Source organism: Pseudomonas sp. WS 5021 (genome assembly GCF_012985535.1).
Classification (GTDB): domain Bacteria; phylum Pseudomonadota; class Gammaproteobacteria; order Pseudomonadales; family Pseudomonadaceae; genus Aquipseudomonas.
The window spans coordinates 347,444-361,151 of sequence record NZ_JAAQWP010000007.1 but is presented as its reverse complement, the minus strand read 5'-3'; the positions used below and the strand labels follow the sequence as shown (position 1 = coordinate 361,151).

Genomic DNA, 13,708 nt, shown 5'->3' with positions numbered 1-13,708 from the left:
CCCCCTTTCTCTAGTGGGGTAAGCAAGCACAAACGCTTCCTTACCACCTCACTGCTGGAGAAACACCATGACCGCTACCACCCGCTCGCTGCCCGTCGCCGCCCTCGCCCTGGCCCTGGGTTCTGCCTTGAGCCTGAGCGCCCTGACCACTGTCGCCCATGCCGACGAGGCGAAAATGGAAAAATGCTTCGGCGTCGCCCTCAAAGGCAAGAACGACTGCGCTGCAGGCGCCGGCACCACCTGTGCGGGCACCTCCAAAACCGACTACCAGGCCAACGCCTGGAAGCTGGTTCCCGAGGGCACCTGCGTGAAGATGGAAAGCAAAACCTCGTCGACCGGTTTTGGTCAACTGGAAGCCTTCAAAGCCAAGTCCTGAACCATTCCCACGCCTGAGTATCGACGATGATTCTTTCATCCTTGCCTGACATCTCCCGGGCTCAGGCACCCGGTCTTCCCCGGCGGGCCGGGCTGGGGCTCAAGAGCGAGCACTTCCAGGAAGTGCTCGCCACCCGGCCCGACATTGGTTTTTTTGAAGTCCACGCCGAAAACTACATGGTGGCCGGTGGGCCTTTTCATCATTACCTGGGATTGATCCGCGAGCAGTACCCGCTGTCGCTGCACGGCGTCGGCCTGTCCATTGGCGGCGAAGGCCCGCTGAGCCAGGAGCACCTTGCACGCCTGGCAGCACTGGTGGCGCGCTATCAACCCCAATCCTTTTCCGAGCACCTGGCCTGGTCAAGCCACGGCCCGGTGTATCTCAACGACTTGCTGCCCCTGGCCTATGACGACGCCGCTCTCAAGCGCGTGTGCGCACACATTGACCAGGTACAAACCGTGCTCAAGCGGCGCATGTTGCTGGAGAACCCGTCGACCTACCTGCAGTTCCAGTGCTCCACCCTGGACGAAACAGACTTCATCAGCGAAGTCATCCGGCGCACCGGCTGCGGCTTGCTGCTGGACGTAAACAATGTGTATGTGTCCTGCGTCAATCATCAGCAGGATCCGTTGGCCTACCTTGATGCTTTGCCTCTGCACACCGTGGGTGAGATTCATCTGGCCGGCTTTGCCGAAGACACCGACAGCCTGGGTGATCGCCTGCTGATTGACGATCATGGCGCCCCCATCGACAACGCGGTGTGGCAGTTGTATCAGCAAGCCTTACAACGCATCGGACCGGTTGCGACGCTGATTGAGCGCGACAACGATGTGCCAGCCTTCAGTGTGTTGCACGCCGAAGCCCGGCAAGCCGACCAGCATCTACTGACTGCGGCGGTGCACCCATGAACAACCTGCAAAGCCAGTTTGCCCAGGCGCTGCTGGCGCTGTACCAACCATGCCCGGATGGTTTGTTCAGCAGCAATGGCGCCGATCCTGCCAGTCGTTTTGCGGTGTATCGCAACAACGTCCACAGCTCGTTGATCAACGCCCTGGCCGACAGTTATCCCGTGACCCTGCAACTGGTGGGCGATCGATTTTTCCGGGCCATGGCCGGGATGTATGTCCAGGCGTATCCGCCCACCAGCCCGCGGCTCAACGAGTACGGCAGTGACTTGGCCGACTTTATCCAGGGCTTCGCCCCTGCCGCCAGTGTCCCGTACCTGGCTGACGTCGCGCGGCTGGAGCGCTTGCGGATCAACGCCTATCACGCCGCCGACGCACCCGTCGCCGACTCGCAGGCCGTCATAAACCAGCTGCAACAGTTGCCTAGCCTGGGCAACGTGCGTCTGCAATTGCATCCATCCGTTACCACCCTGCAATCGAACTACGCCGTGGTGGCGTTATGGGCCGCGCATCAAACCAGCGACACCGTCGCCAGACTCGACCCGTGGCACGGGCAATGCGCACTGATCCTGCGCAATGGCCTGGAGGTCGAGGTGTTTTGCATCGACAGCGGCTGCGTGGCGTTTATCAACAGCCTGAACAACCAATGGCCCCTGGAAATGGCGATGGCGTACGCCCTCGACGCAGCGACTGAATTTGACCTGCACCAATGCCTGGGACTGCTGATCAGCCACCGCGCCATCACCCATATCAAGGTACAACCATGAACACTGCCGCCCCGTGCCTGATGTCCCGCGTCATTCAGGCCTTTGAAAAAATCCCCTACAGCCTGATCGCCCTTGTCGCACGTTTTTCCATTGCGGCGGTGTTCTGGAAGTCCGGCCAGACCAAGGTCGAGGGCTTGGCCATCGACCTGGTCGATGGCACCTTCGAACTGGGTATGCCACACCTGGCAAGCTCCACTGTGCCGTTGTTTCAAAGTGAATATCGGATACCGTTTGTGCCAGCTGAAGCAGCCGCGTACATGGCCACGTGCGCCGAGCACTTTTTTCCGGTCCTGATTCTGCTGGGGCTTGCCACGCGTCTTTCAGCCTTGGCGTTACTGGGCATGACCCTGGTGATCCAGCTGTTTGTCTACCCGGATGCCTACCCGACCCACGGCACTTGGATCGCGTTGCTACTGGTGCTGATGGCCAAGGGGCCAGGACGCGTGTCCATTGATCACTGGATCGCACGGCGCTGGCGTTAAAGCCGGTCCAACGCCTCGCCGTTGCGCTTGAACCAGCCCACCAGATAATCGGCCAGCACTTGGGTACGGCGTGGCAGCCCGCCCTGATAGGGGTGGACCAGGTACATCGGCATACTGCGGGTCTGATAATCGCGCAGGATCCAGCGTAGTCGGCCGTCAGCCAATTCCATCTGCAACAGGTAGGACGGCAGCCGCGCGACACCCGCGCCAACCAGCGCGGCTTTTTTCAGCAGGTTGTAGTGGTTGGAGGCAAAGGTGCCATCCACCCGCACTCGCAACAATTCGTGTTGCTGGTGATACAGCCACTCCTCGCGACCGCTGTAGTGGCTGTTGAGCAAGCAACGGTGGCCAACCAGATCAGCCGGCACCAGCGGTTCACCATTTTGCTCCAGGTAGGCCGGGCTGGCGCAGGTCATTTCATGCCAGGCCAGCAGAGGCTTGGCGACCAGGCGCTCATCATTGGCAACCTCTGAGCGCACTGCCAGGTCAAACCCATCCCTGGCCAGGTCGCGATAGCTATTGTTGAGGTCCAACTCGATCTGGACTTGTGGATACTGCCTGGAAAAATCCAACAGCAGGCCGTCGAAAAACGTTTCGCCCAAGGACACCGGAACCGTCATACGCACGGGCCCGGCCAAATCATCCTTGAGCCGCGCCAATGCCTGTCGGGCACGCTCGACCTGGACCACCAGCCCCTGGGCCTGGGGCAACAATGCCGCACCCGCCGCCGTCAGGCTGAGGCGGCGGGTGGTGCGGTGCAGCAACACCACCGAGTATTGCGCCTCCAACTGGCTGATGCGTTTGGACAACTGGCCCTTGCTGCATCCCAGTTGCTGGGCGGCCAGGGTAAAGCTGCCGGCCTCGATCAATACCGCAAACGCCGCCAGATCATCCATCTCACTCATGGATTGTTTCCACTTGAAAACCAAAGGTTGCCTATTAGTGCGCTTATCCGCAGAAAAAACCACTCTAGACTCAAGGCTCACCTAAACCCCTTGAGGAACCACACCATGAAAATCCTGTTGATCGGCGCCAGCGGCACTGTGGGCTCGGCGGTCAAGGCTGAACTGTCCCAGCGCCATGAAGTGATCAGCATCGGGCGCAAGAGCGGCGACTTTCAGGTCGACATCAGCGACAGCGCCTCGATCCGCCGACTGTTTGTACAAACCGGCCAGTTCGATGCCTTGGTGTGCGCCGCCGGCAGCGTCAACTTCGTGCCCCTGGGGGATATGGAGGCCAGCCATTTCGACCTCGGCCTGCAAGACAAGCTGATGGGTCAGGTCAATCTGTTGCTGATCGGCCGCGAGTTTGCCAACGACGGTGCGTCGTTCACCTTTACCAGCGGCATTCTCAACCGCGACCCGATCCGCACAGGCGCCTCGGCGGCACTGGTCAACGGTGCCATCGATGCGTTCGTCAAAGCGGCGGCGATTGAACTGCCACGGGGCCTGCGGATCAACTCGGTCAGCCCGACCGTGTTGGTGGAAGCCATGGGCAGCTATGCACCTTACTTCAGGGGTTTTAAGCCGGTTCCGGCGACGGAAGTGGCTTTGGCCTACGCCAAGAGTGTGGAAGGTTTACAGACCGGACAGACCTACATCGTAGGTTGATCACTTGAGCAGCGACGGCATCATCTCCAACAACTGGTTGCGGGGGATGGAGAACCGCAAGCCCGGGCCGTCGATCACGCCCTGGACCGTCACAGTATTGAGTGGCCGGCCATTGAGGTAGAGCGTCATCTGTTTATGCAGGGCCGACTGGGTCAGTGTTTTGGTTCGGGCCCTGGCCTGCGGGGTTAGCGTCACGTCGACCTCGATCAGCTCGGGTTGCAGCGCCTGGGCTTTTTTCAGGGTCAATGTCATCTCGGTGAAATCGGCCTGCGAGGAATAGAACAGTTTTGCCGGTACCTCAGCCCAGGCCAACGGCGCCACCCAGGCCAGGGCGAACAAGCCCCATCGAATATTCATATGAATGCTCCTGTGCAAAACTTAAAAGTTGCACAAGGCTGGCGCAACATCCAGCAGAAAAGGCTGACTTGCTGGCCTTGTTAAAATGTTGAAACCTATTCGATCGCCCTCAGCAGCTTGTGGTGCGGCGCCAGCCTGCGTAACGTGGCGGCACTTATCAGGAGACCCGATAATGCTTGCCGCCCGTACCCTTGCTCTGTTTGCCCTGTTGCCCCTGCTCACCGCCTGCCAGTTGTTCGACCGCGATGCGGCCAAGCCGTCCATGACGGGCCTGACTCGCATGCAGGGCGAATTGACCGCAGTGGGCGACAAATTGCTGTTCCAGCCCTGCCATGATCAGCGCAACTATGTGGTCAACGACACCGGCGGCACCAGCATCCTCCAGGAAGCTGCGTCCCTGGCCGGCCAGCAAGGGGCCTTGTTTGCCGACCTGCGCGGCAAGTTCTCCGGAGTCGCCAGCGGCACCCAGGGCCAGGTGGACCTGCAGCAACTGTACCGCGTCGAACGTTCGACCTCGGCCTGCGACGACCCGGACTTCAAGCGCATGATCCTGCGCGCCAATGGCCACAAGCCGGCGTGGGCATTGAACGTCACCAATAAGGGCATGGTCTTGCAACGCGAGGGGCAGCCACCGTTGCCGGTGCCTTATGTCGAAGAACAACTGGGCGACGGCCGCTTCAACCTCACCACCGAAGCCAACGGCCAGCAGATTGAACTGTGGGTCGCGCCCCAACGCTGCATCGATAGCGTCAGTGGCAGCCTGCAGCATATGAGCGCCGAACTTCGGATCAACGGTCAGGTGCAGCGTGGCTGCGCGGCGTTTGGCGGCTCGCGAGACGACTGATTCAGCCCTGCGCTGTTTTAGCATGACGGGAAACCGCCGTTGGGGCTTATAATCGCCGGTTTGCAAAACCGCCGGCCCTACCAAACGCCGCATACCGGATCCTGTCATGCTACGAATCACCGAACTCAAGCTGCCCATCGACCATCCCGAAGAAGACCTGCGGCCTGCCATTGTGCAGCGCCTGGGCATCGCCAGTGATGATCTGCTCGATTTCACCCTGTTCAAACGCAGCTACGATGCGCGCAAGAAGTCGTCGGAGCTGTGTTTCATCTACACCGTCGACCTTGAGGTCAAGGGCGAGGCCGCCCTGCTGCTCAAGTTCGCTGACGACCGCAATATCAATGCCGCCCCCGATGTCAGCTACAAGGTCGTCGGCCAGGCACCGGCCGACCTGAGCGAGCGGCCGATTGTGGTCGGCTTCGGCCCTTGCGGGATCTTTGCCGGGTTGTTGCTGGCGCAAATGGGCTTCAAGCCGATCATCCTCGAGCGCGGCCGCGAAGTGCGCCAGCGCACCAAGGACACCTGGGGCCTGTGGCGCAAAAGCGTACTCAACCCCGAGTCCAACGTGCAGTTCGGCGAGGGCGGTGCCGGGACCTTTTCCGACGGCAAGCTCTACAGCCAGATCAAGGACCCGAAATTTCACGGGCGCAAGGTCCTGCACGAGTTCGTCAAAGCCGGCGCGCCAGACGAGATCCTCTACGTCAGCAAACCGCACATCGGTACCTTCCGCCTGACCGGCGTGGTGGAAAACATGCGCCAGCAGATCATCGCCCTGGGCGGTGAAGTGCGTTTTGAACAGCGGGTCACCGACGTGCTGATCGAAGATGGCCAGTTGAATGGCGTGGTGGTCGCGGGTGGCGAGCAGATCCTTTCCAAGCATGTGATCCTCGCCCTCGGCCACAGCGCCCGCGACACTTTCCGCATGCTCCACGGCCGTGGCGTGTACATGGAAGCCAAGCCGTTTTCGGTGGGTTTCCGTATCGAACATCCGCAGTCGCTGATCGACGCCGCACGCCTGGGCAAATATGCCGGGCACCCGAAACTGGGCGCGGCCGACTACAAGCTGGTGCACCACGCCAAGAACGGCCGCTCGGTGTACAGCTTCTGCATGTGCCCAGGCGGCACGGTGGTGGCAGCCACCTCCGAGCCGAATCGGGTCGTGACCAATGGCATGAGCCAGTATTCGCGTAACGAACGCAATGCCAACTCCGGGATCGTGGTGGGTATCACGCCGGAAGTGGACTACCCGGGCGGCCCGCTGGCCGGGATCGAGTTGCAGGAGCGCCTGGAGTCCCACGCGTTCATCCTCGGCGGCAGCAACTACGAAGCACCGGCGCAACTGGTGGGTGATTTCATCGCCGGCAAGCCGTCCACGGCTATTGGTAGCGTGGAACCTTCCTACAAGCCAGGCGTAGCCCTGGGCGACTTGGCCCTGGCCTTGCCAGACTTCGCCATCGAGGCCATCCGCGAAGCGTTGCCGGCCTTTGAGAAGCAGATCAAGGGTTACTCGTTGCATGACGCGGTATTGACCGGGATCGAGACCCGCACTTCATCGCCGCTGCGGATCACCCGCGACGCGTCGATGCAGAGCTTGAATGTCAAAGGCCTGTTCCCGGCCGGCGAAGGTGCTGGCTATGCCGGTGGGATCCTGTCGGCCGGCGTTGACGGGATTCGGATTGCCGAAGCCGTGGCGCGCAACATCCTCGGGATCGAAGCCTGAGCAAACGCCCTCCACTGTGGGAGCGGGCAAGCCCGGCTCCCACAGTGATCATCATGCGCCAGACGGTTTAGATATTGGCGCGCAGAATACTGTCCGGCAACGGCTCGCCTCGCTCGACACTGGCGGCAACCGCGTCGATCAACTCTTCCAGTTCATACCCCTGCCCGACCAGCCACGCATCGTCGTAGTAGGTCGTGGCATAGCGCTCGCCACCGTCACACAGAATCGCCACGATAGACCCGGACTCCCCTGCCGCCTGCATCTGCTGCGCGGCAACCAGCGCGCCGATCAGGTTGGTGCCGCTGGAACCCCCGACCCGCCGTCCCAAGCGTTGCGCCAGGTAATGCATGGCCGCCAGCGACAGGGCGTCCGGCACCTTGACCATCGCATCAATCACCTTGGGCAGGAACGACGCCTCCACCCGTGGCCGGCCGATGCCCTCGATCCGTGAACCGCAGTCCAGGCGCAAACTGGCGTCACCGCTCTGGTAATACTCGAAGAACACCGAACGCTCGGCATCGGCACACAAGACTCGGGTGCAATGCTGGCGATAACGCACATAGCGCCCCAGGGTCGCCGTGGTCCCGCCGGTACCCGGGCTGGAAATCAGCCAGCTCGGCTCTGGATGGCGCTCGAAGCGCAGCTGCTGGAAGATCGATTCGGCAATGTTGTTATTCGCCCGCCAGTCCGTCGCGCGTTCGGCATAGGTGAACTGATCCATGAAGTGCCCGCCACTTTCCTGCGCCAGGCGCTCGGATTCGGCGTAGATCTGCGTGGGATCCTGCACCAAGTGGCTCTTGCCACCGTAGAAGGCGATCTGCGCAATTTTCTCCTGGGACGTGGTGGCCGGCATCACCGCAATGAACGGCAGGCCCAGCAAACGCGCGAAGTACGCCTCGGAGATCGCCGTCGAGCCACTGGAGGCTTCGATCACTGGCGCGCCGGGCTTGAGCCAACCGTTGCACAGCGCATACAGGAACAGTGAGCGAGCCAGCCGGTGCTTGAGGCTGCCGGTGGGGTGGCTGGACTCATCCTTGAAATACAACTCGATCCCCGGCAAGCCCGGTAAAGGCAGCGGGATCAGGTGGGTGTCGGCGCTGCGCTGGAAGTCCGCCTCAATAATGCGGATGGCCTCTCGGGCCCACGGACGATGGTCGCTCATGCTCAAGTTCCATTAGGTTTTCAGGCTGAATGTTAGGGTCTTTCCTACACTGCACACAGATACAGTCATGACTCAATTCGACACACAATTGCTAGTCTTTGACGCAAGCCCTACCACGACGCTTTTATATAACAAAAAAGAATATAACTTTTGTTTTAACAACTAACAGTACGGGTTAGGGTACGCCCCTATTGAACTTTGATTGGAGAGCATCCCTTGCCTCTGCGTAGCACGTTTACCCGTTTCTTCCAGCTTGAAGCGGCCAGCGGCCTGTTACTGATCGCTGCAGCCGCCTTGGCGCTGATCATCAACAACTCGCCGCTGTCCCATCTCTACAACAGCTTTCTTGACGTGCCCGTCGCCGTACAAATCGGCGCCCTGCAAATCGCCAAGCCGTCGCTGCTATGGATCAACGACGGCCTGATGGCCCTGTTCTTCCTGCTGATCGGTCTGGAGGTCAAGCGCGAGTTGCTCGATGGCCACTTGTCCAAGCCTTCCCAGGTCGTGCTGCCAGGCGCTGCAGCCATCGGCGGCATGGTGGTGCCGGCGCTGATCTACTGGGCGCTGAATAAGGATAACCCGGCGGCGCTGGGCGGCTGGGCCATCCCGATGGCCACCGATATCGCCTTTGCCCTTGGCGTGTTGGCCCTGCTGGGCAAGCGTGTACCGGTGTCGCTGAAGCTGTTCCTGATGACCCTGGCGATCATCGATGACTTGGGCGCCATCATCGTCATCGCGATTTTCTATTCCAGCGAACTGTCCACCGCGTCGCTGGCAGGGGCAGGTGCCTGCCTTGTCGCGCTGATAGCCATGAACCGCCTGGACGTGGTCAAGCTCGGGCCGTACCTGATCATCGGCCTGATCCTGTGGGTCTGCGTGCTCAAGAGTGGGGTTCATGCCACCCTGGCTGGCGTCACCCTGGCGTTCTGCATTCCGCTGCGCACCAAGAACGCCGAACCCTCGCCCCTGCTGGGCCTGGAACACGCGCTGCACCCATGGGTGGCCTACGGCATCCTGCCGCTGTTCGCGTTTGCCAACGCCGGCGTGTCGCTGGCCGGGGTCAACCTGGAGAGCTTTACCCACCATGTGCCAATGGGTATCGCGGCCGGCCTGCTGGTGGGCAAGACGGTCGGTGTGTTTGGGCTGACCTGGCTCGCGGTGAAAACCGGGCTGGCTGCCCTGCCGACCGGCGCCAATTGGGGCCAGGTCATGGGCGTGGCCATCCTGTGCGGTATCGGCTTCACCATGAGCCTGTTTGTCGGCTCGCTGGCGTTCGTGCCGGGCAGTAGCGAATACGCCGGGATGGACCGGATGGGTATTCTCACCGGCTCGATCCTGGCGGCATTGATTGGTTATGCAGTGACGGCGATGGCCAGTCGTAAGCAAGCGGCTACCAGCGCTTAACGCGCTGGCACGCTCAACTTAGCACCCAATAAAAAACCCCGCCCGGTCACCCGGTCGGGGTTTTTCTTTGACCGCCGGCCCCTTAACGGGTAACGCGGCTGGTACCGTCTACAGTCATGATGCGCACACGGTCGCCAATGCGGAAGATCTCGTTTTCCTGCACGGCCTGGACGTAGGCGCGCATGCTGCCGTCGTCTTCGCGCACGGTGATTTCGACGCCCTGGGTGCGGGTCAGGCCTTCTTCGGTGGCCGAGCCCAGCAGGCCGCCGGCCACGGCACCGATAACAGCCGTCACGATGCTGCCACGGCCGCCACCGATGGCGCTACCGCCAACACCGCCGATGACTGCGCCTGCTGCGCCGCCGATTGGGGTCTTGGTGCCTTCGATCTTGACCGGACGCAGGGATTCAATGGTGCCCATGCGCACGCTCTGCACACGACGTGCTTCGTCACGGGAGTACGAGTCGCCGGTCAGACTGGAGGCGCAGCCACCCAGCAGCAACGACATGGTGGTAAAGCAGGCAACCAGCAAAACAGACTTACGCATAGCATCAACTCCATAGGACATATCTTAATTAGACTCCGCTGCTTGACGCCTGTCACGGCAAGGCCCGGAGAAAATTGCTTTCATTCAGCCCCAGTACAGACAGGCTGTACCGCGAAAATCGACGAACGGTAGCAACCGCATCCAGACAAGGAGTTTCATGGACTACTTCATCATTGTAGCTACCACCGCCGCCGGCCTGTATTTCCACTGGTGGCTGTACCGGCGAATCAAGCGCTGGATGGACCGCGACCTGGCGCTGTCCCTGGCTGGAGACGATCAGCACAAGCGCATCTTTATGCTGCAACAGTTGGACCGCGCCAAGGCTGAGAAGGTCAAGCGTAGGGATTTGCCGCAGTGGCTGCAGGACGCAGCACGGCAATACACACCACAAGCCCCGGAGTAGAGACCTCGGCAAGAACACCAAGATCAAAGGTGAGAGCTGTCGAGCTCTGGCGAGGCTGCGATAGGGGGTGTATCAGATAACCTGAAGTGGGCAGTGCCGCCATCATCGCAGCCTTGCCCGGGCTCGGGTGCTTAAAGGGCCCTCAGGGCGCAAGTCGCTCGCGGGTCCAGTCGGCACCCTGCAAACGATAGTTCAAGCGATCATGCAAGCGGCTCGCCCGACCCTGCCAGAACTCGATGCGCTCGGGCAGCAGGCGATAACCACCCCAGTGTTGCGGACAATCCGGTTGGGTCTCGCTGAAACGCTGCTCGGTCAGCGTGAGCAAATCCTGCAATTGCTGGCGATCACGGATCACCTGGCTTTGCGGGGAAGCCCAGGCGCCGATGCGGCTACCCAGGGGACGCACCTGATAGTAGGCGTCCGACTCCTCAGGCGTGACCTTGACCACCCGCCCCTCGATACGCACCTGGCGTTCCAGGGTCGGCCAGAAGAAGGTCATGGCAGCAAACGGGCTGGCTGCCAATTGCTGGCCCTTGGCACTCTGGTAGTTGGTGAAGAAGGTAAAGCCCTGGGCATCCAGCCCCTTGAGCAGCAAGACGCGGCAGTGAGGCCGGCCCTCCTGGTCCACGGTCGCCAGGGTCATGGCATTGGCCTCCACCGGTGGCTGCTCGGTCTTGACCGCATCGTTGAACCACTGGTGGAACAAGGCAAACGGCTCGTCCGGGGCCTGAGCCTCGCTCAAACCGTCCCGTGTGTAGTCACGGCGCATATCAGCCAGTGCCTGGGTCATGCGGCTTTATCCTTCTCGCTCAACTATTCAGTTTTTTACCTGGTCGTTTGCCGCTACTTTTTTCGCTGGCGTTGCATCCTTGGCGGCAGCTGGCTTTTTGGCAGCCGGCTTGGCGGCGGCTTTCTTCGCGGCTGGCTTGGCGGCGGCCTTCTTGGCAGGTGCTTTCTTGGCGGCAACGGCTTTCTTGGCGACCGGTGCTGGGGCAACAACGTCCTGTACCGCAACCAGCTCAGGCTTCGGTGGGTTTGGCGAGTTGTACTTGCTCAGCAGTGCCAGCATGGTAGTGCGCTGGGTGAACATGATCTCCATGCGACGGTTCAAGGCACGGCCCTGGGTGCTGTCGTTGGCGGCGCGGGGCATCAGGTCACCCATGCCACGCAGCATCAGGCGGTCCTGCTTCAGGCCGCTGAGGCTGAAGATCGAGGCAATGGACTGCGCACGCTCCTTGGTCAGGGGCTGGTTCTGCACGGTATCGATGTGACCCAGGACGAGCACGGCAGTCTTCGGATCCTTTTCAACGGCCTTGGCGACACGGGTGAACGGGCCCAGGGTCACTGGCAACAACATTGCAGGGCGTTTCGGGTTGTACGAACCATCGACCGGGGCAATCACCACCAGCACGTTGTCGCGACGTTCCAGTTGCAGGTTGCTGTCCTTGATCGCGGCACGCAGGCGCGGCTCGTAGTCGTCCAGCCAGGCCTGGGTGATTTTCGGGTCGGGCATCGGGATGTTGGTCACATCGACTTTGCTCAACGGTTTTGGCTTGCTTTCAAACGGCCACCACCATTTGGTATCGCTTTCAGTCTTGGCGACCACCGGGGCAGCAGCCGCGGCTGGCGTTGCCGCCTGCAGATCGGCCTTGAGGTCTGCCTTGGCATCAGCCGCCTTGGCATCGGCCTTGGCGGTAACATCCTTGGTCGCCGACTTGTCGAACCCGAATGACCACCAATGCTCGCCAGACGCATCATTTTGTGGAGTTTGTGCACAGCCAGTAATAGTGAGGCAGAGCGCCAGTGCCAAGGACTTGTTCGATAACATGAGATATCCACAAAATGAGAAAACACAGGGGTCTGGATGACCCGTTAAACAGACGCTTCACGAAGTTTAAAGTAACAATACTTTTCAAGCGCCTTTTGTAGGTGCCTTTTTAACAAAAAAACGCCAGACAGCAAGCTATTTACAGACAACCGGCCAATATTCTTACCAACTTTTGCGCGCGCGGGTCCATAAGTACATACGGCCCCAGAGTATTGGTCACGAAACCAAATGCTACATCATGTTCCGGATCGGCAAAGCCCACAGAGCCACCGGCCCCGGGATGCCCAAATGCACGTGGGCCAAGGCCGAAGGTCGCATTGGGCACATCTGGCTGGTCCAACATGCAGCCCAGGCCAAAACGGGTTTGCGTCAATAAGGTTTTATCCGGCCCGATACTGTGCTCGCGGGTCAGTTGTTCAAGCATCTCGGCTTCCAACAAACTTCCATCCAACAAACCACTATAAAACCCGGCCAAACTGCGCGCATTGCCATGCCCATTTGCCGCCGGCTGCTGCATACGACGCCACTCGGGTTTATTAGTGCTGGTTAGTATAGAGGGCGGATTGGTAAACGCCCGGGTAGTCATTGCCGCAGGTTCGCGCAGGGTGACCTGTAATAGCCTCTGGGCTGCCTCATCCCCCATGTTGCCTTTGCTCCGGGCAATGTGGGCGACGCGATAGAACTCTGCGTCGGCCAACCCGACATGGAAGTCCAGACCCAACGGGCGGGCAACCCGGGCCACAATCGACTCCCCCGGCCCACGCCCATCGGCGCGGCGCAGCAGTTCACCGACCAGCCAGCCATAGGTGATGGCGGCGTAGCCATGGCCCTCGCCGGGTGTCCACCAGGGAGCCTCGGCGGCCAGGGCAGCGGTCATCAAGGGCCAGTCATACAGGGCCTCGGCGGGCAATATTTCACGCAGCGCTGGCAGCCCGGCCTTGTGGCACAGCAGCTGGCGCAGGGTGATGTTTTCCTTGCCTGCCGCGGCGAACTCTGGCCAGTAGTTGGCAACCGGGGCGTCCAACTGCAATTTGCCTTCGGCAACCAGTTGCAGGGCGGTGACGGCGGTGAGGGTCTTGGTGCAGGAGAACAGGTTGGCAATAGTGTCGCTATGCCAGGCCTCGGCACCGTCCTTGTCGGCGGTGCCGGCCCACAGGTCGAGGACGGTTTCGCCGCCAATCTGCACACACAGCGCCGCACCACGCTCCTGAGGGTCGTCAAACAGTGCGCCGAAGGCTTCACGCACTGCTTCGAATTGAAGCTCGTAATGACCCTGAATCTGCACCTGCATCCCCCTCGGAAA

Annotated in this window: 16 protein-coding genes; 9 read left to right on the top strand and 7 right to left on the bottom strand. The window is 60.9% G+C overall.

The features are described from left to right. Window positions 1-67 precede the first annotated feature (67 nt). From HBO19_RS22665 to HBO19_RS22650, 4 genes are read left to right on the top strand one after another with little or no spacing between them, the layout of a single operon-like run. Entirely contained in the window at window positions 68-376 is a 309-nt protein-coding gene (locus tag HBO19_RS22665) for a DUF2282 domain-containing protein (protein ID WP_170042904.1), read from the top strand. Between the two features lie 26 nt (window positions 377-402). Beyond that, the gene (locus HBO19_RS22660) at window positions 403-1,284 is read left to right on the top strand and encodes a DUF692 domain-containing protein (protein WP_170058351.1); all 882 of its coding nucleotides are present in this window, start codon (window positions 403-405) and stop codon (window positions 1,282-1,284) included. After that, on the top strand, window positions 1,281-2,048 hold the full coding sequence (locus tag HBO19_RS22655; RefSeq protein WP_170058350.1) for a DNA-binding domain-containing protein: 768 nt from the start codon (window positions 1,281-1,283) through the stop codon (window positions 2,046-2,048). Before HBO19_RS22660 ends, HBO19_RS22655 begins: the two co-directional genes overlap by 4 nt. Next, the gene (locus HBO19_RS22650; protein WP_170058349.1) at window positions 2,045-2,530 is read left to right on the top strand and encodes a DoxX family protein; all 486 of its coding nucleotides are present in this window, start codon (window positions 2,045-2,047) and stop codon (window positions 2,528-2,530) included. Before HBO19_RS22655 ends, HBO19_RS22650 begins: the two co-directional genes overlap by 4 nt. On the opposite strand, the gene HBO19_RS22645 is transcribed toward HBO19_RS22650, so the two are convergent. Next, on the bottom strand, window positions 2,527-3,435 hold the full coding sequence (locus HBO19_RS22645) for a LysR family transcriptional regulator (RefSeq protein WP_169955496.1): 909 nt from the start codon (window positions 3,433-3,435) through the stop codon (window positions 2,527-2,529). The genes HBO19_RS22650 and HBO19_RS22645 overlap by 4 nt on opposite strands. Window positions 3,436-3,540: 105 nt before the next feature. Here HBO19_RS22645 and HBO19_RS22640 point away from each other — a divergent pair, with 105 nt between their 5' ends. Further along, window positions 3,541-4,140, top strand: a complete 600-nt coding sequence (locus HBO19_RS22640) for a short chain dehydrogenase (RefSeq protein ID WP_169955495.1) — start codon at window positions 3,541-3,543, stop codon at window positions 4,138-4,140. Here the strand turns inward: HBO19_RS22640 and HBO19_RS22635 are convergent, their stop codons facing one another. Then, complete coding sequence (locus HBO19_RS22635) at window positions 4,141-4,497, bottom strand: hypothetical protein (RefSeq protein WP_170058348.1); 357 nt, start codon at window positions 4,495-4,497, stop codon at window positions 4,141-4,143. A 172-nt stretch (window positions 4,498-4,669) separates the two neighbouring features. Here HBO19_RS22635 and HBO19_RS22630 point away from each other — a divergent pair, with 172 nt between their 5' ends. Both HBO19_RS22630 and HBO19_RS22625 read left to right on the top strand, forming a co-directional pair. Further along, window positions 4,670-5,341: a hypothetical protein gene (locus HBO19_RS22630; protein WP_169955493.1), complete on the top strand. Its 672-nt coding sequence runs from the start codon at window positions 4,670-4,672 to the stop codon at window positions 5,339-5,341. 106 nt (window positions 5,342-5,447) lie between these two features. Beyond that, complete coding sequence (locus HBO19_RS22625; RefSeq protein ID WP_169955492.1) at window positions 5,448-7,061, top strand: NAD(P)/FAD-dependent oxidoreductase; 1,614 nt, start codon at window positions 5,448-5,450, stop codon at window positions 7,059-7,061. Window positions 7,062-7,128: 67 nt separating this feature from the next. Here the strand turns inward: HBO19_RS22625 and HBO19_RS22620 are convergent, their stop codons facing one another. Continuing rightward, window positions 7,129-8,223 carry a PLP-dependent cysteine synthase family protein gene (locus tag HBO19_RS22620; RefSeq protein WP_169955491.1) on the bottom strand — a complete coding sequence of 365 codons (1,095 nt, stop codon included), beginning with the start codon at window positions 8,221-8,223 and terminating at the stop codon, window positions 7,129-7,131. Between the two features lie 216 nt (window positions 8,224-8,439). Here HBO19_RS22620 and nhaA point away from each other — a divergent pair, with 216 nt between their 5' ends. Beyond that, complete coding sequence (gene nhaA / locus HBO19_RS22615) at window positions 8,440-9,627, top strand: Na+/H+ antiporter NhaA (protein WP_170058347.1); 1,188 nt, start codon at window positions 8,440-8,442, stop codon at window positions 9,625-9,627. 82 nt (window positions 9,628-9,709) lie between these two features. Here nhaA and HBO19_RS22610 read toward each other — a convergent pair whose 3' ends face one another. Further along, on the bottom strand, window positions 9,710-10,174 hold the full coding sequence (locus tag HBO19_RS22610) for a glycine zipper 2TM domain-containing protein (protein WP_029297142.1): 465 nt from the start codon (window positions 10,172-10,174) through the stop codon (window positions 9,710-9,712). Between the two features lie 157 nt (window positions 10,175-10,331). On the opposite strand from HBO19_RS22610, the gene HBO19_RS22605 reads away from it, so the two are divergent. Continuing rightward, window positions 10,332-10,577 (top strand): hypothetical protein, encoded by a 246-nt coding sequence (locus HBO19_RS22605; protein WP_170058346.1) that lies wholly within the window; start codon window positions 10,332-10,334, stop codon window positions 10,575-10,577. A gap of 142 nt (window positions 10,578-10,719) precedes the next feature. Here HBO19_RS22605 and pdxH read toward each other — a convergent pair whose 3' ends face one another. From pdxH to HBO19_RS22590, 3 genes are all read right to left on the bottom strand, one after another. Further along, the gene (gene pdxH, locus HBO19_RS22600; protein WP_170058345.1) at window positions 10,720-11,367 is read right to left on the bottom strand and encodes a pyridoxamine 5'-phosphate oxidase; all 648 of its coding nucleotides are present in this window, start codon (window positions 11,365-11,367) and stop codon (window positions 10,720-10,722) included. 27 nt (window positions 11,368-11,394) lie between these two features. Continuing rightward, window positions 11,395-12,405, bottom strand: coding sequence for an OmpA family protein (locus tag HBO19_RS22595; protein ID WP_170042909.1), 1,011 nt, complete (start codon window positions 12,403-12,405; stop codon window positions 11,395-11,397). 139 nt (window positions 12,406-12,544) lie between these two features. Continuing rightward, window positions 12,545-13,690, bottom strand: coding sequence for a serine hydrolase domain-containing protein (locus tag HBO19_RS22590; RefSeq protein WP_170058344.1), 1,146 nt, complete (start codon window positions 13,688-13,690; stop codon window positions 12,545-12,547). Window positions 13,691-13,708 lie beyond the last annotated feature (18 nt).